The organism is Lysobacterales bacterium, assembly GCA_016721845.1.
Taxonomy (GTDB): domain Bacteria; phylum Pseudomonadota; class Gammaproteobacteria; order Xanthomonadales; family Ahniellaceae; genus JADKHK01.
Map to the genome: position 1 here is coordinate 269,943 of JADKHK010000013.1, position 17,239 is coordinate 287,181.

General features: G+C 60.9%; 15 protein-coding genes and 1 tRNA gene. 14 read left to right on the plus strand and 2 right to left on the minus strand.

Translation table 11 applies throughout. The annotated features are described in order from the left end of the window. Positions 1-32 precede the first annotated feature (32 nt). Both purE and IPP28_08595 read left to right on the plus strand, forming a co-directional pair. A complete protein-coding gene (gene purE, locus IPP28_08590) occupies positions 33-539 on the plus strand; it encodes a 5-(carboxyamino)imidazole ribonucleotide mutase (GenBank protein ID MBL0041085.1) in 507 nt (168 codons plus the stop codon). After that, positions 536-1,681: a 5-(carboxyamino)imidazole ribonucleotide synthase gene (locus tag IPP28_08595; protein ID MBL0041086.1), complete on the plus strand. Its 1,146-nt coding sequence runs from the start codon at positions 536-538 to the stop codon at positions 1,679-1,681. Before purE ends, IPP28_08595 begins: the two co-directional genes overlap by 4 nt. A gap of 62 nt (positions 1,682-1,743) precedes the next feature. On the opposite strand, the gene sodB is transcribed toward IPP28_08595, so the two are convergent. Beyond that, positions 1,744-2,322, minus strand: a complete 579-nt coding sequence (gene sodB, locus IPP28_08600) for a superoxide dismutase [Fe] (protein MBL0041087.1) — start codon at positions 2,320-2,322, stop codon at positions 1,744-1,746. Between the two features lie 141 nt (positions 2,323-2,463). Between sodB and grxD the strand changes: the two genes are divergently transcribed. From grxD to IPP28_08660, 12 genes are all read left to right on the plus strand, one after another. Continuing rightward, on the plus strand, positions 2,464-2,781 hold the full coding sequence (grxD, locus tag IPP28_08605; protein MBL0041088.1) for a Grx4 family monothiol glutaredoxin: 318 nt from the start codon (positions 2,464-2,466) through the stop codon (positions 2,779-2,781). A gap of 1 nt (position 2,782) precedes the next feature. Next, positions 2,783-3,493 carry an SDR family NAD(P)-dependent oxidoreductase gene (locus tag IPP28_08610; GenBank protein MBL0041089.1) on the plus strand — a complete coding sequence of 237 codons (711 nt, stop codon included), beginning with the start codon at positions 2,783-2,785 and terminating at the stop codon, positions 3,491-3,493. 3 nt (positions 3,494-3,496) lie between these two features. After that, positions 3,497-4,090: a hypothetical protein gene (locus IPP28_08615; GenBank protein ID MBL0041090.1), complete on the plus strand. Its 594-nt coding sequence runs from the start codon at positions 3,497-3,499 to the stop codon at positions 4,088-4,090. 206 nt (positions 4,091-4,296) lie between these two features. Beyond that, positions 4,297-7,473 (plus strand): TonB-dependent receptor, encoded by a 3,177-nt coding sequence (locus IPP28_08620; GenBank protein MBL0041091.1) that lies wholly within the window; start codon positions 4,297-4,299, stop codon positions 7,471-7,473. Positions 7,474-7,609: 136 nt separating this feature from the next. Further along, positions 7,610-8,650: a cyclic nucleotide-binding domain-containing protein gene (locus IPP28_08625; GenBank protein ID MBL0041092.1), complete on the plus strand. Its 1,041-nt coding sequence runs from the start codon at positions 7,610-7,612 to the stop codon at positions 8,648-8,650. Positions 8,651-8,713: 63 nt separating this feature from the next. After that, complete coding sequence (locus IPP28_08630; GenBank protein ID MBL0041093.1) at positions 8,714-10,069, plus strand: LOG family protein; 1,356 nt, start codon at positions 8,714-8,716, stop codon at positions 10,067-10,069. A 133-nt stretch (positions 10,070-10,202) separates the two neighbouring features. Further along, positions 10,203-10,820 carry a GspH/FimT family pseudopilin gene (locus IPP28_08635; protein ID MBL0041094.1) on the plus strand — a complete coding sequence of 206 codons (618 nt, stop codon included), beginning with the start codon at positions 10,203-10,205 and terminating at the stop codon, positions 10,818-10,820. A gap of 35 nt (positions 10,821-10,855) precedes the next feature. After that, the gene (pilV, locus tag IPP28_08640) at positions 10,856-11,299 is read left to right on the plus strand and encodes a type IV pilus modification protein PilV (GenBank protein ID MBL0041095.1); all 444 of its coding nucleotides are present in this window, start codon (positions 10,856-10,858) and stop codon (positions 11,297-11,299) included. A gap of 62 nt (positions 11,300-11,361) precedes the next feature. Next, positions 11,362-12,270 (plus strand): pilus assembly protein PilW, encoded by a 909-nt coding sequence (locus tag IPP28_08645; GenBank protein ID MBL0041096.1) that lies wholly within the window; start codon positions 11,362-11,364, stop codon positions 12,268-12,270. Beyond that, positions 12,267-12,809: a pilus assembly protein gene (locus IPP28_08650; GenBank protein MBL0041097.1), complete on the plus strand. Its 543-nt coding sequence runs from the start codon at positions 12,267-12,269 to the stop codon at positions 12,807-12,809. The genes IPP28_08645 and IPP28_08650 overlap by 4 nt, the downstream gene beginning before the upstream one ends. 11 nt (positions 12,810-12,820) lie before the next feature. Further along, on the plus strand, positions 12,821-16,567 hold the full coding sequence (locus IPP28_08655) for a pre-peptidase C-terminal domain-containing protein (protein MBL0041098.1): 3,747 nt from the start codon (positions 12,821-12,823) through the stop codon (positions 16,565-16,567). Positions 16,568-16,665: 98 nt separating this feature from the next. Beyond that, positions 16,666-17,037: a pilus assembly protein PilE gene (locus IPP28_08660; protein ID MBL0041099.1), complete on the plus strand. Its 372-nt coding sequence runs from the start codon at positions 16,666-16,668 to the stop codon at positions 17,035-17,037. 95 nt (positions 17,038-17,132) lie between these two features. Here the strand turns inward: IPP28_08660 and IPP28_08665 are convergent. Continuing rightward, positions 17,133-17,208 (minus strand) — tRNA-Asn (locus IPP28_08665). Positions 17,209-17,239 lie beyond the last annotated feature (31 nt).

Sequence of the window (17,239 nt, forward strand, 5' to 3'; positions counted from 1 at the left end):
GGCCTGAGGCCGTCCATCCCGTGGAGTTGTGCATGACCGCTTCGAACGCCTTGCCCATCGTGGGCATCGTGATGGGCTCGCGTTCCGACTGGGACACGTTGAAGCACGGCGAGGAGACCTTGCAGCGCCTCGCCATTCCCTACGAGGTGCGGGTCGTGTCGGCACATCGCACGCCCGACCTGTTGTTCCAGTATGCCGAGCAGGCGAGTGCGCGCGGCCTCAAAGCCATCATTGCGGGTGCCGGTGGCGCCGCGCATCTGCCCGGGATGCTGGCGGCGAAGACGGCGCTGCCAGTGCTCGGCGTGCCGGTGCAGTCGAAGGTGTTGAACGGCGTTGATTCGCTGCTCTCGATCGTGCAGATGCCGGCCGGCATACCGGTCGCGACCTTTGCGATCGGTGCCGCCGGTGCGGTGAATGCCGCGCTGTTTGCGGCTGCGATCCTGGCGACGCAGGATGCTGCGGTGGCCAAGGCGCTCGATACCTTCCGTCGCGCCCAGACCGAACAGGTCCTGGCGCAACCCGACCCCCGTTCCGCATGACCACGATCGGCATCCTGGGCGGCGGCCAGCTTGCGCGCATGATGGCGCTCGCCGGCGCGCCGCTGGGCCTGCGCTTCCTGGTGATGGACAGCGCCGCCGACGCCTGTGCGGCCCAGTTCGTGCCCTTGCTCGGTGCCGACTATCGCGACGAGCAGGCGCTGGCCGAGTTCGCGCGGCGCGTGGATGTCGTCACTTTCGATTTCGAGAACGTGCCGGCCGAGAGCGCCGAATGGCTGGCAAAGCGAGTCCCCGTATTTCCGAATCCACGCGCGCTTGCGGTGGCGCAGGATCGCTTGGCCGAGAAATCGCTGTTCCGCGAACTCGGCATCGGTGTGCCTGCATTTGCGGCGGTCGACACACGCGAGGATCTTGATCGGGCCGCGCGCGACGTCGGTCTGCCGGCGATCCTGAAGACGCGCCGGCTCGGTTACGACGGCAAGGGCCAGTTCCGGATCAAGTCAGCGAACGACCTCGATGCCGCCTGGGCCGCACTGGGTGCGCAGGCGGAACGTGTGGGGCTCATCCTTGAAGCCTTCGTGCCGTTCGAACGCGAAGTGTCGGTGGTGGCGGTACGCGGCCGCGACGGCGAGTTCCGCGCCTATCCGTTGACCGAGAATTGGCATGAGTCGGGCATTCTCTCGGCGAGCCTTGCGCCGGCCGACACGGACGCGACCTTGGCGCAATCCGCCGTGACTGCAGCGCGCCTGGTCGCCGAGTCGCTCGACTATGTCGGGGTGTTCGCACTGGAACTGTTCGTGCGGAACGGTCAGTTGCTCGCGAACGAGATGGCACCGCGCGTGCACAACTCCGGGCACTGGACCATCGAGGGTGCCGATGTGTCGCAGTTCGAAAATCATCTGCGCGCGGTGCTTGGCTTGCCGCTCGGCAGCATCGACGCACGCGGGCGTTCCTGCATGCTGAACTGGATCGGCGAGATGCCGGATCGGCGCGCCGTGCTTGCGGAGGCGGCGGGCCATTGGCACGACTACGGCAAGTCGCCGCGCGAGGGCCGCAAGGTCGGACACGCGACCTTGATCGCTGACGGCCTGGAAGCGTTGGCCGATGCGCTGGATCGGATCGGCAAGGCACTCGATCGGCGCGCACAGGTTGCGCCGCCGATAGCGCGATTGCGCGGACGCTAGCGCATCGCAGCGCCCGCCGCTCCCGCAGGATCGTGGCGGGAGCGGCCACCGGCCGCGATCAATCAGGCCATCTGTGCCGCGACATGGTCCCAGTTCACCAGGTTCCAGAACGCCTCGACGTACTTCGCGCGGGCATTGCGATAGTCGACGTAGTACGCGTGTTCCCACACGTCGCAGGTGAGCAAGGCGCGGTCGGTGCCGGTCAGCGGCGTCGCTGCGTTCGAGGTGCTGACCAGTCCGAGCGAGCCGTCAGCGCGCTGCACCAGCCAAGCCCAGCCGGAACCGAAAGTGGTCAAGGCCGTATTCGTGAACTGTTCCTTGAACTGCGCGAACGAACCGAAGGCCGCATTGATCGCATCTGCGAGTTTGCCGGTCGGTTCGCCACCGCCGTTCGGCTTCAGACAGTTCCAGTAGAACGTGTGGTTCCACACCTGCGCAGCGTTATTGAACATGCCTCCCGAAGATTTCCGGATGATCTCTTCCAGCGACAGGGACTCGAACTCGGTGCCCTTGATCTGGTTGTTCAGATTGGTCACGTAGGTCTGATGATGCTTGCCGTAGTGGAAATCGATGGTTTCGGCCGAGATATGCGGCGCCAGCGCGTCGCGGGCATAGGGCAGGGCAGGCAGTTCGATGGCCATGTCATCACTCCGTGAAGGGTTGCGGTGAAGGTCGGAAAATGGAGAAGCGCGGACACGAAGTTTAGCAGGCCGTTGCGAAGCCGCCGTCGATATCGCCGCGGGTTGTAGAATCCGCCTCGTCTTCCGCATCGAGATCGCAACATGGAATCCATCGAACGCATCAAGTCCATCGTCGGATCGTCCCCGATCGTGCTGTTCATGAAGGGCACGCCGCAGTTCCCGATGTGCGGTTTCTCCAGTCGCACCGTGCAGGCATTGAAGGACGCTGGTGCCGAATTCACGAGTGTGAATGTGCTTGAAAACCCGGATATTCGCGCCAATCTGCCGCGCTTTTCGAACTGGCCGACATTCCCGCAACTGTTCATCAACGGCGAGTTGATCGGTGGCTGCGACATCACCCTCGAATTGCACGAGAAGGGTGAACTCGCCCAGATGGTGCGCGACGCGGCCAAGGCTTGAGATGTCGGCCGTTCCATCCGGCGCCCTGGCCGGTCAGGTGCTGCTGATTACCGGTGCTGCAGGCGGCCTCGGGTCCGAGCTTGCGAAACAAGCAGCGGCGGCGGGCGCGACCGTGGTGCTGGCGGGCAAGCGCGTTCGTGCGCTGGAGCGCGTGTATGACGAAATCGTCGCTGCTGGCGGTCCCGAGCCGGCGATCTATCCGATCAATCTCGAAGGTGCGACGCCGGCCGAATTCGCGGTGCTCGCGGCCACGCTCGAACAGCAGTGTGGTCGCCTGGACGCGCTGATCCACGCTGCTGCGAGTTTCAGTGGACTGACGCCGCTCGAATCGTTGCCGGCGGAAGACTGGCTGCGTTCGTTGCAGGTGAATCTCAATGCGCCGTTCGCGCTGACGCAGGCCTGCCTGCCGCTGTTGCGTGCAGCGCAAGGCCATTGCGTGTTCGTGCTCGACGACGAGGCCCGGGTCGGCAAGGCCTTCTGGAATGCTTATGGCGTGGCCAAGTTCGCGTTGCGCGGCCTCGTATCCCAGTGGTCGCAGGAGCTGGAACATTCGGGCGTGAAGATGCTCACCTTCACGCCGCCGCCGATGCGCACGACCTTGCGCGCGCGCGCCTATTTCGCCGAGAACCCGGAAGCAGTCGAGACGGCACGGGCGCCAGCGGGCGACTGCCTCGGATTGATCATGCGCAACGCCCAAGTCGCGGTGCATTGATCCATGGACACGCTGTCGGCCGCACTGGTGCTGTTCCTGGTCATGGATCCGCTGGGCAACGTGCCACTGTTCCTGAGCCTGATGAAGGACCTGCCGCCGCAGCGTCGACGCTGGGTGCTGGCGCGCGAACTGGTCATTGCCCTCGGTGCCCTGTTCCTGTTCCTGCTGGCCGGCAAGCCGATGCTGGATCTGCTCAAACTCGATCTCGAAGCGGTGTCGATCACCGGCGGCATCGTGTTGTTCCTGATCGGCCTGCGCATGATTTTTCCGCCGAAGGACGGCGTGTTCGGCGAGCAGATCGGCGGTGAACCGTTCATCGTGCCGCTGGCGGTGCCGGGTATCGCCGGACCGTCGACGATGGCGATCCTGCTGCTGATGGGACATGAGCATCCGGATCGCACCGTCGATTGGTCGATCGCGCTGACCATGGCCTGGGCGGGCACGGCCGTGGTGCTGTTCGCCGCGACCGCGCTCTACCGGTGGCTTGGGGCGAGTGTGCTGTCTGCATTCGAGAAACTGATGGGCATGGTCCTGATCGCGATGTCGGTGCAGATGTTGCTGGATGGTCTGGCCGGATTCCTCGCTCGGGTAGCCTGATCACCAGGCACTCCGGATCACTTGGCAAAAAGTGTTACAACTCAGCACGTTACAAAACTGTCATCGGGCACTGTTAAACTTCGGTTAACCCCCTTATCGCTTCGCGTGGTTGGACGTGCTGGAGGATCGGTTTTCGATCCATCAGATTGGGCGTCGCGCAATGCCGTTGGTGGTGCTTTCTTCCGTTGTCACAACAAGGTGCAAACATGACAAAGCGTAATGCGCTCTCCATGGCGATCCTGCTCGGTTTGGCTGCTGCCATGCCGGTCGTCGCACAGAACACTTCGGCCGGTCTGACTGGTCGCGTCGTCGATGAATCGGGCGCGCCTGTAGCGAACGCCACGATCGAAGTCGTGCATGCCCCGACGGGCGCACGCAAGACGGTCGCGACCGACGCCAATGGCCGCTATACCGTGGTCGGTCTGCGCGTCGGCGGTCCGTACACCGTCACCGCGTCGAAGGACAGCCTGAAAGACGCCGAATCGGACGTCTATCTGGCGCTGGCCGAGCTGACCAATGTCGATGCGCAGCTGGGTGGCGCGGCAGACACCACGTCGCTCGACGCGATCACGGTCACTGCCGATGCGATGTCAATGATGTTCAGCGCCGACAAGATGGGCGCGGGCACGAATGTTTCCGGCGAACAGATCGCGGCTTTCCCGTCGATCGAACGCAATCTGCAGGATTATGCGCGCCTCGATCCGCGCATCGTGCAGACCGACAAGTCGCGTAACGAAATTTCGGTCGGCGGTCAGAACCCGCGCTACAACGCGATCAAGGTCGACGGCATCAGCACCAACGACAGCTTCGGTCTCGAAGGCAACAACTTGCCGACGCCGCGCCAGCCGTTCTCGATGGACACCATCGAAGAAATCGCGGTTGACGTCGCCAACTACGACGTCACGATTTCGGGCGGCGTCGGTGGCGTGATCAATGCCGTGACGAAGTCCGGTACCAACGAATTCCACGGATCGCTGTACGGCCTCTACCGTGACAATTCATGGGTGGCCGAGAATGCCGATGGTTCGGATTTCTCCGGTTTCACCGATGAAACCACCTACGGCTTGACCGTGGGCGGCCCGATCGTGAAGGACAAGCTGTTCTTCTTCTTCAATTATGAAGACTACAACCAGGGTGCGCCCGGTCCGACGTTCGGCCCGGTCGGCTCCTCGGCCTCGAACATCGTCAACATCACGCAAGCCGACATCGAGCGTGTGCGTGCCATTGCCGCCGGCTACGGATTCGATGCCGGTTCTTCGGATGTCGGCGGCGCCGACACGACGGGCGAAGAGTATGGCCTGAAGATCGACTGGAACGTCAACGACGCCCATCGCTTCAACTTCCGTTACGGCACGTCGGACCAGAGTGTCGCCGTGCTTCCGGGTTTCGGTGGCCAGAACGGCAACCAGATTGCGCTCGGTTCGTACGTGTACCAGCGTGATTTCCAGCTCGATACCTATACGGCGCAGTTGTTCAGTGACTGGACCGACAGCTTCTCGACCGAAGCCAAGGTGTCGTATCGCGATTATTCGGCCGTGCGCACGCCCAGGGGCGATCTGCCGGCGATCCAGATTCGAATCGGCACCGGCCTCCTGAATTTGGGGACCGAAGAAAATACCCACGCCAACATTCTCGCGACCGAAACCTGGAACGGCTATCTTGCCGGCAACTGGTTCCTCGGCGACCACACCGTGAAGTTCGGTGCGGATTACGAGAACAACGACATCTACAACCTGTTTGGCCGCCGCATCAACGGCTCCTACTCGTTCAACAGCATCGACCTGTTCGAGCAGGGCATCTCCAGCCGCTACCAGTTGTTTGTCCCGACCGGCGGCAACCTCGATACGATGGCCGCTGCCTGGAGCATTCGCAATCTTGGCCTGTTCGTGCAGGATTCGTGGGCATTCAGCAACAACTTGACCGTGAACTACGGCTTCCGCGTCGACACGCCGAATGTGGGTGAAGACCCGCTGTTCAACGCCGCCGCGTCGGCTGCGTTCCACTACGACAACAGCCAGACCATCGACGGCAACAAGACCGTCGCACCGCGCGTCGGCTTCAACTACACCTTCGACAGCGAGCGCTCGACCCAGTTGCGCGGCGGTTTCGGCCTGTTCCAGGGTGCGGCTGCCAGCGTGTGGCTGTCCAACCCCTACTCGAACAACGGCAGCACCTACACCGACTACTTCTTCTCGACCGGCATTACCCATTTCGATCCCGATCGTGGCGATCAGTTGGGTCTGTTCACGCCGGGCACCGGTGGCACCCAGTCGATCGATTTCGTCGATCCGGACCTGGGCCAGCCCTCGGCCTGGAAGGCGAACTTGGCGATCGATCATGAACTGCCGTGGTGGGGCGCTGTCGCAGCCGCCGAAGTCATCCTGCTTCAGGTTGAAGAAGGCATCTACTATCAGCACCTGAATCTCGGTGCGCCGACGCGCTTTGGTCAGGATGGTCGTGCGTTGTACTGGAACACGGCGGGCTACAACCCGGCAAATTGGCGTCAAGACGGTACCGCGCTGACTGGCACTGCCTCGGGTCGCCAGAACCGCAACCGTTCGTTCAACGACGCGATCATCGCCCGACCGACCAACAAGGGCGGTTCGCAGCAGGGCACATTGTCGCTGAGCAAGCCGATGAGCGAGAGCGATTGGTCGTGGATGGCCGCCTACACCTACACGAATGCCGACGAAGTCAGTGCGCTGACCAGTTCGACGTCGGGTTCGCAGTGGGGCAACGCCAACACCTTCAATCCGAACGAGGAAGTCAACGCGACCTCGTCGTACGAGATCCGCGATCGCTTCAGCGCCGCAGTCAGCTGGAAGCATGCGTTCTTCGAAGATCTGGACACGACGTTCTCGGTGTTCGGCGAAAGCCGTTCGGGCCGACCGTTCAGCTTTGTGTTCGATAACGATGCCAATGGCGACAACCGCTCGTCCAACGACCTGCTGTACATCCCGAACGGTCCGGGCGATGTGGTGTTCGGTTCGGCTGCCGAAGAAACCGCGTTCTGGGCGTACGTGGAGTCGAACGATTACCTGAACTCGCATCGCGGTCAGGTGGCCGAACGCAATGGTGCGCGCGGCAAGGACGTCAATCAGTTTGACGTTCGCGTCTCCCAGGAACTGCCGGGCTTCTTCGGCGACAACAAGGCCGAAGTCTGGATGGACATCCTGAATGTCGGCAATTTGTTGAACGAAGATTGGGGCAAGGTCGACGAAGTCGCCTTCCCGGGTAGCTTCGGCGTGGTCGAGTACGGCGGTATCGATTCGGCAACGGGTCGCTACGTCTACCGCTTCAACACCCCGGACGTGAGCCGTATCTATGACGACCGCGGCATTTCGCGCTGGTCGCTCCAGGTCGGTTTCCGCTACGAGTTCTAAGCGGAACACGCTTGCAGGAAATGAGGAACGGCCCGCCCTGTGCGGGCCGTTTCCTTTGGTGCCTTGACCGGGCCGCCGTTCTGCGGAATTCTCTGTTCCCGCCTTCATGGCCTGACAGCGCATCCTGACCATCGGAATGGTCAACATCAGCCTCTTCAAGAACTTCGTACCCCTCGGCGCGCTGCTGCCGACTGATCGCGCGGAATTGGCGAAATATTCGCGGGTGGGTGTGTATCAGCCCGGGCAGATCATCTTCTCCCGCGGCGAGACCGCACAGACGGTACCGTTCCTGATCTCGGGTGAAGTGGAAGTGTTTGACGGCGGTCAGGGGCGCGTGATTCGTGGCGATACGCCTGAAGCCCGCAATGCGTTGGCCAACGGTCCGCGCCGAGTGACCACCGCGACTTGCCTGAAGACCGCCCAGGTCCTGCTGGTCGATCGCGAACACATGGACCTGATCCTGACCTGGTCGCAAACCGGCGGCCTGGAAGTGACCGAGCATGGGTCACGCAAGAGCGGTGGCGACGATGACTCTCAGGACTGGATGACCGCGCTGCTGCAAAACCAGGCGTTCCATCGCATTCCGCCCGGCAACATCGCGCAGTTGTTTGCGTGCATGCAGTCGGCGAAGTTCAACAGTGGCGAGACCATCATTCAGCAAGGGGATCGCGGCGACTGCTATTTCATCCTCACCGAGGGTCGGGTCCAGGTCGTGCAACAGGATGCCGATGGTTTCAACGAGACCGAGGTGTCGCAGCTCGGAGTGGGCAGTGGTTTCGGTGAGGAAGCCTTGCTGTCCGGGCAGCCGCGGAATGCCACCGTCGTGGCGCAGACCGATATCGCCGTCATGCGCATCGCATGCCAGGATTTCGAGCGCTTGCTCAAGGCACCCTTGTTGTCGCAGATGGTGATCGAGGAAGTGACAGCGGAGCATCAGTTGATCGATGTCCGCCTAGCCGATGAATATGCGCGCGGCCATGTGCCGGGTGCGATCAGCCTGCCGCTCGCGCGTTTGCGCGAATTGGCAGTGCAGCTTGACGCGCAGCGCCCCTGCGCGGTGTATTGCGACTCCGGCCGGCGTAGCGCTTCGGCCACCTTTCTTCTGTGCGAACGAGGTTTCGACGCACGGCTTGTTGCAGGCGGCGTGCCTGCGGAATTGATGACCGAATCGCGTTGATCGGTCGTCTGGCGCGTTCTGCGCCCTGATCAAAGGAATCCCCGAACGATGTCTCCCGTTACTTTGAATGCCCGCATTTCGCCGATGGGCGGCATGGACATGCTGTCGCGCCAGGAAGTCAGCCGGTTGCGTGATGCCAGCCATGGCGGTCTGCACCAGTTGATGCGCCGCTGTGCGCTCGCCGTATTGTCCAGTGGCTCGACCGCAGACGATCCGCGTGCGCTGCTTGACCGTTATCCCGACTTTGATATCCAGGTGCACCAGCAGGATCGTGGCATCAAGTTGGAGTTGATCAACGCGCCGGGAGAAGCCTTTGTCGAGGGCGAAATCATCCGTGGCATCAGCGAATTGCTGTTCGCCGTGGTGCGCGACATCGCTTACGTCGCCAGCGACATTCAGTCCGGACGGTTCAATCTCGAAGAGTCGAACGGCATCACCAATGCCGTATTCGAAATCCTGCGTAATGCACGCATTTTGCGCCCACATCTCGACCCGAACTTGGTCGTCTGCTGGGGCGGGCATTCGATCATGCGCGACGAATACGAATACACCAAGAAAGTGGGCTACCAGCTCGGTCTGCGTGGGCTCGATATCTGCACCGGTTGTGGGCCGGGCGCGATGAAGGGGCCGATGAAGGGCGCGACAATTGGTCACGCCAAGCAACGTCGCCGCACCAATCGCTACATCGGGATCACCGAGCCGGGCATCATCGCCGCCGAGTCGCCGAATCCGATCGTCAACCATCTGGTCATCATGCCGGACATCGAGAAACGCCTCGAAGCCTTCGTGCGCATCGCTCATGCCATCGTGATCTTCCCGGGTGGCGTCGGTACCGCCGAGGAAATCCTCTATCTGCTCGGCATCCTCGCACATCCGGAAAACGCCACCATTCCCCTGCCGATGATCCTGACCGGGCCGAAGGAATCAGTGGCCTATTTCGAGCAGATCGATGCGTTCCTGAAGCTATCGATGGGGCCGGACATCGCCGATATGTACCGCATCATCGTCGATGATCCGAGCGAAGTCGCAGCCGTCGTCAACGCCGGCGTCGACAAGGTGCGACGCAACCGTATCGCCGAAAAGGACGCCTTCTTCTTCAACTGGTCGCTGAAGATCGACGATGCGCTGCAGCAGCCGTTTCAGCCGACCCACGAAAACATGGCGGCACTCAAGTTGCATCGTGGCCAGGAGACGCACGTACTCGCCGCAGAGTTGCGCCGCGCGTTTTCTGGCATCGTCGCTGGCAACGTCAAAGAAGAAGGCATCCTTGCGATTGAGCAGCACGGTCCGTTCGAAATCCACGGTGAACCCGAGATCATGGCCGCGCTCGATCACTTGCTCGCCGCCTTCGTCCAGCAACACCGCATGAAGTTGCCGGGCGGTGCGGTGTACCAGCCATGTTATCGCGTGGTCGCCTGAGATCTGCTGCGTTTCATCGCATTATCGAGGTGGCGTGCCGTTGACCGGGAAGAGGGGCCGTTCGTCGGCCGGTGATTGTCCGGCTGCGAACGCCTCGCTAGGGTGCAAGCATCTCGAAACGGTAGCCAGCATCATGACGGTCGCGACATCCAATGTGGTTGCTTCAGTACGTAATCGACAACGCGGCGTGACGCTGATCGAATTGGTTTTTACGGTTGCGATCGCGGCGATTCTCATGGCGATAGCGGTCCCGAGCTTTCAGTCGGTGATGAATGCCGGCCGCGTGAGTAATCCGGCGAACGAGATGGTGGCTACCTTGCAGTTGGCACGAGTCGAGGCGTTTCGACGCGGCGAACGTACCGTCGTCTGTCGTAGCGACAATGCCGATACCGCTACTCCGTCCTGTAACGCCGGCGCTGGTGCGTGGCGTGGCTGGCTCGCTTTCGTGGATACCGACGGCAACGGCATCGTCGGTGCGACCGAGGTTCGGTTACGGGCGACCAATGTGAGTGCGCCGACGATCGTCATTCCGAGCACCAGAATTTCGGGTGGATCCAGTCGGATCGTGTTCCGTCCCGATGGGTTGGCGCATGAGGCCAATGGAACGCTGCTCGTTGCACAGGTTCGCGTCTGTGTGCCGACGACGACGCCAGCCGAGAACGCACGGGATGTCGTCATTTCAGGAGGCGCACGGATGTCCGTCGTGCGCCGCAACGCCGCGGGCGCTTGTGCCGCGCCGGCGGACTCATGAATTCGGGAGTGGTTGTCATGAAGCGCAATACGTGGATGTGCAGACGGCGGGTCCAGTCAGGATCGAGCTTGTTCGAAGTGATGATCGCGGTTCTGGTGCTGTCCACCGGGATGCTTGGCGTTGCGGCGATGCAGTCCACGTCGCTGCGCAACAGCCAGAGTGCGTTCCAGCGGAGCCAAGCCGTCGTTCTCACCTATGCCATCTCCGATGCAATGCGCGCGAATGTGGCGTCTGCCCGCATCAATGCTTACAACCTGACGTTGCCAACAACCGGTTGCACTGTGCCATCGGCCGGCGGGTCGCTGGCGTCGAAAGATTTGAACGCATGGGTGGCGTCGATTCAGGCGACGATGGGCGGCAGTGCTTGCGGCGGTGTGGTTTGTGCATTGAACGTGTGTCAGATCACCGTGCGCTGGAACGACGAAGCAGGCACGGGCGGCGCAACCTCACAGTCGCTGCGTAGCCGGAGCCGCATATGAGCCGATCATTTCATTCCGTTGGCCGGCCGTCTCGGCAATCTGGCCTCAGCTTGATCGAACTGATGATTTCGATCGTGCTTGGCCTGCTGATCGCCGGTGCGGCAGTCAGCATGTTCTTGTCGTTCAGTCGCACCTACACCGCCTCGGAAAGTCTGTCGCGGATTCAGGAAAACGCGCGCATCTCGTTTGAACTCATGTCGCGCGACATGCGCGAGGCTGGCTCCATTCCTTGTTCGCGATACCTGCCGGTAGTGAATGTACTGAATGGTGCGGATGGTTCTTGGTGGAATACTTGGGGCAGCGGACTGGTGGGTTACGACAACGGCACTTTTCCTGGCTCGCTTGCGGGAACGGATGCGGTGCAGGTGATCTCCGGTGCGTCGTCGACTGCGTTCGTTTCGAATCACGCGCCCGTCTCAGCCACATTCACGGTGGCGCCGGCCAGCCACGGATTTGTCGCAAATGACGTCCTGATGGTCTGCGACTATCGTCAGGCATCGATCTTCCAGATGACCGGCGGCTCCGGCAACTCGGTGGTCCACAACAATTCGGGTACACCCGGAAACTGCAGCAAAGGACTGGGCTTCAAGAAGCCGAGGGATTGTTCGGCAACGGGTGCCGCATATACCTACCCGGACAATTCGGTGATGGTGCGGCTGCAGGCGACACGCTGGTATGTCGCCGCCAATGGTCGCGGCAGCAATTCATTGTTCCGGGTCGCGCTGCGAGGATCAACGGTTGGCGCGGCCGAGGAAGTCGTCGAGGGGGTCTCGGACATGCAGCTGACTTTTCTGCTTCCAGGATCGAGCAACTATGTCGTGGCGAGCTCCATTCCTTCGGCGCGCTGGCGCGACGTGATTGCGATGCGCATGGATCTTGGGCTGTCCGGTATTGATCGGGTGGGTACCGACAATTCGGTGATCACTCGCCGTGTCGTGCACACGGTAACCTTGAGGAGTCGCAACGCATGAATGGCCAACGTTCGATTCGAGCACACGGCCAGCGCGGTGCAGTCCTGGTGATTGTGCTGATTCTGCTGCTGGTGATGACCTGGATGGGTGTGGCGAGCATGCGCGGCACCTCCATGGGCGAGCGCATGAGTGCCGGTATTTATGACCGCAGCATTTCGTTTCAGGCCGCCGAAGCTGCGCTCCGCGAGGCAGAGGCATTGATTGCTTTGAAGCCGGTGTTCCCGACCTCCGACTGCAACGCCGGTTTGTGCGCGCAGCGGGTCGATCTCGCCGCGTCGGACACGATGCGCTGGGAGGATTCGACTGTTGCCTGGCGCGAGGCGGTCTCCAATCTGGATGTCGACAACTCGGGCACCAGCATCGTCGCCGATCCCGAATATTTGATCGAAGCCATGGGCATTGCTCCGAATTGGCCTGGCTGCGATCGGGAAATTCCTATCAACGAGAAGTGCATGTCTCCTCGCTATCGCGTTTCCGCGCGTAGCGCCGAGGCGGATCGTGCCAGGGTCGTCCTGCAAGCCAGTGTCAGCGGATTCTAATGAGGCGTGCCATGAATCAGATCATGAACAATAAATTCCATGCGGTTGATCGGCATCTTCAACGTGCCGCCCTCAGTGCCAGTGTCGCCTTGATCATGGCGATGCCTGTTCAGGCCGGCATCGCCATTCCGAACAAGCCATTGGAGAGCGGCGTTGCGGTGCCGCCGAACGTGATGCTGATTCTCGATACCTCGGGTTCGATGGGCTATCGCAGCTTGCCGAAATACGAAGTCTCGATCGGTGGCGGTGGCTTGAGCACCAGCGATGATGGCGATTCAGTGCCGATCGGTGGGCCGGATGGCACGCGTGAATTGAGCAACGAAACCAACGTCTACGACTTCGATTCGAACAACATCCCCGACGTTGCGTTCCGCACGTATACCTACAACACGCTGTCCTACAATCCGGACGTCACTTACGGGCCGTGGATTACGGCCAGCGGTGCGCCGATGGCGAATACGCCATACACGGCGGTGTCGACCGATGGCAGCCATATCACCGGCGGCACCACCTCGCTGAATGCCTACACGCCAACATTCTTCGTACCCAAGCCGGGTGCGACCGATCTCGAAGACATCACGCAGTATTACCGCTACCAGATCACCGCGGGCGGTGGCAATGTCGTGCGCAGTGACCGTGATCAGGTGAACACAACGAAGACGGTATTGTTCACCGAGACCGGCCTCGCTGCAACACGCAACAACTGGACCAATGGTGGTGGAACCGGTGCCGCTGCGCCGGCAAACGTCGATGCCGGCCGCTCTGCGGCCTTCACGATTCCGGCCGGGGCCGTCAATATGACGGTCACATTGACGGGTTCGGATTCGGACGCGAACTTGTATCTGCGGTTCGGGGCGTTGCCGACGACGAGCGCCTACAATTATCGAAGAAGCGGCAGCAGCAGCAACGAGACGCAAACGGTCGCCAACCCTGCTGCTGGCACTTGGTATGTTGGTGTACGCGCTGCCGATAACGCCAACAACAATTCATTCGCCAACGTCACCCTGAAGGTGGAGTACGAGACCGGCGACCCGGAAACTGGCGTCGTGTCGGTCGGTTGCGATACGACGGTGACAGGTTGGGGTTGGCGGCATTGCGCCTACGCGACGCCGACCGGTCGCAGCGATGCGCAAGAGCGCGCCAACTATGCGAACTGGTGGTCCTATCACCGTACCCGCATGAAGGCCGCCAAGTCCGGCGTGTCGCGCTTTTCCGAACTGGGTGGCGAATATCGCGTCGGACTCGCTGGCTTGGGTTCGATTGTCGAAGAAGTGCCGGTTGGTTCAGACGGGGGATTGTTCCGTGACCGCATCACTCCGGCGTCGACCAATCGCAGCGACTGGTTTTCGAGCCTGTTCGCTATGAACGATAGCGGCGGCACGCCGCTGCGCAGTGCGCTGAAGCGCATCGGTGATTACTACTCGCGGTCGAATGCGGGGAATCCTTATCAGGGCACGGGCGCAGTTGAATTGTCGTGCCGCCAGAACTTCGCGATCTTGACGACCGACGGTTATTGGAACGGTGACAGTGGATTCTCCGGCATGAATGGAGACGAGGATTCCGGTCCGACCGTGAACGGCCCGAACGGCGCCACCTACACCTACTCGCCGGTCCCACCCTACAAAGCGAACGCCGAAAACACTTTGGCCGATGTGGCGATGCACTTCTGGAAGCGGGATCTTCGCACCGATGCCAGCATGGATAATGACGTGCCGTCATCGACCGCCGATCCTGCGTTCTGGCAGCACATGAGTACATTCGGTATTTCGCTGGGTCTTACCGGCACCTTGAAGCCCAGCGATTTCCCGAGTTTGCAGTCGGGGGCGATCAACTGGCCGGCGCCATCGGATGGCGGCGATGCCGAGAATATCGACGATCTCTGGCATGCCGCAGTCAACGGGCGTGGCAAGTTCGTGGCCGCGACCAACCCGCAGTTGTTCGCTCAGGCCTTGCGTTCGGCATTGTCCGCCGTGGTCGAGAGAACGGCTTCCAGTTCGAACGTGTCAGCGAACAGCGCGACGATCAGTACCGAGACGCTGTTGTTCCAGGCACGCTACGTTACCAATCGCTGGATTGGCGAGTTGGTGGCCTATCCAATCACCTCGTCGGGTGCCAGTCCGACGCCACTTTGGACTGCATCGGAGGAAATTCCGGCTGCGGGCTCCCGTACCATCCTGACCTGGAATGGCTCAGCAGGAGCGAACTTCCCAACGGCGGCTCAGTCGACCTACCTCAATGCACCCACAACCGGCGTGAGCGATTATCTACGTGGCGATCAGAGCGAAGAAATCGCCAATGGCGGACTGATGCGCGACCGCTCGCACGTGCTCGGTGACATCATCCACAGCTCGCCTTACTTCTCCAAAGACACCAACACGGTGTTCGTCGGCGCGAATGACGGCATGTTGCATGCGTTTGACGGAGTGACGGGTGAGGAAACATTTGCCTACGTTCCCGGCAATGTCGATCTTGCAGGCTTGAAATCGTTGGCTTCCGACAGCTATTCGCATACCTATTTCGTGGATGGGCCGGTGTTTGTGTCCTCGCGCGAGTCAAATTCCTATGCGAAGAATTTTCTGGTGGCGTCGCTCGGTCGTGGTGGCAAAGGCGTCTTCGGTCTGGATGTCACCGATCCCACCAATTTCGATACGAGCAACGTACTCTGGGACTTCGATGCCGCCGACCACGATCTGATGGGCAATGTGATGGGGCGCCCGATCATCGCGAAAATGAATGATGGTTCGCTCGGCGTGATTGTCGCCAATGGACCCAACAGCACGACTGACACCGCTGTGTTGTACGTATTGAACATGCTGAATGGCGACGTGCTCGCAGAAATCAACACCGGTGTCGGCTCCGCTGTGGCCCCGAACGGATTGTCGACGCCGCGCGCCTGGGACGACGACGGCGATGGCGATGTCGACTTCGTCTACGCCGGCGACCTCAGGGGCAACTTCTGGCGGTTCAATCTGACTTCGGCTTCGCCAGCCAGTTGGGTATCTCCCGCCAATCGTTTGCTGATGCATTCCGCCAAGGATAGCGGTGGCAGTATTCAGCCGATTTCCGGTGGGCCCTCGATTGGTATCGATCCGGTTACCTTCAAGACCTGGGTGTTTTTCGGTACCGGGCGCCTGTTGAATTCGGATGACGTCATCAACGGTGACGGCACGCCAAATACCAAGGTGAATACTTGGTATGGATTGATCGATGATGGCGCAGCCATCGGCGCTCGCGCGACTGATTTGCAAAAGCGCAGCATCGTCGCAGCGGGAACGATCGCCGGCAACGTGGTGCGCGGGTTCGAGCAGAATACGGATCTCCCGGCAGGCAAGAAGGGCTGGTTTATCGACTTGCTCAAGCCGCCGACGCCTGGCACTGCCGAGGGCGAACGGATCATCGGTGATTCCGCCCTGATTGGAACAACCTTGCTGGTATCCAGCGTCATTCCGAATTCGGATGGTTGTGGTTCGGGTGGGCGCGGTTACGTCAACGCATTGGAAGCCTTTACCGGTACCAGTGTCGAGCCCAACTTCTTTGATGTAGACGGTGATGGCGAATACTCGGACGATGTGGTTACTTATGGCGGCAATACGCTTCCGGTAGGTTCCGTCGATCTCGGCGTCGCCATGCCCACTCAGGGTTTGGTGATCGACAATCTACTGTTCGTGGGTGGTTCTGGCGGTGGCAACAGCAGCGTGAAAGTCAACAATCCAGCGAATCAGGGACGTATTTCCTGGCGCGAACTGATCAAGGAGTGAAGTCCGTGAATGACTCAATTGCTTCGACCCGGAAAAATTGGCGATCCAAGTGTTCGCCGGCCAGTCATCGTGCTGGAGGCTTCACGCTTCTTGAACTGATGATCGTGGTGTCGATCATCGCGATTTTGGCGGCGATCGCTTACCCAAGCTTCATGGAACAGGTCGTGAAGACTCGGCGGAAAGCGGCAACGGGTTGCCTCATGGAAGCCGCCCAGTTCATGGAGCGGTATTACACGACTCGCCTGACCTATGTCGGCGCCGACCCTGCGCTGGCGTGCGAAACGGATATCGCCGATTCGTACGTCATCGCCGCACCCACTGGATTGACCGCAACGGCGTACAGCCTCACCGTCGTTCCGCAGGGTTCGCAGGCCACTCACGATACGAAGTGCGGCACCTTGGGTATCGACCAAGCCGGTATCCGCACCAAGTCGGGAACGGCATCAGCGGTCAGTGATTGTTGGGGTTGATCCTGATTTAAGCGCAGCCGTTCTCGGCTGTGCTGCTTGATTCGCAACAACATAAAACAAAAAGCCTGCGAGTGATCGCAGGCTTTTTGTTGATCTGGCTCCCCGAGCTGGATTCGAACCAGCGACACACGGATTAACAGTCCGTTGCTCTACCGACTGAGCTATCGGGGAATTGGAAGGGCGCGCATGATCGTGATTTCAG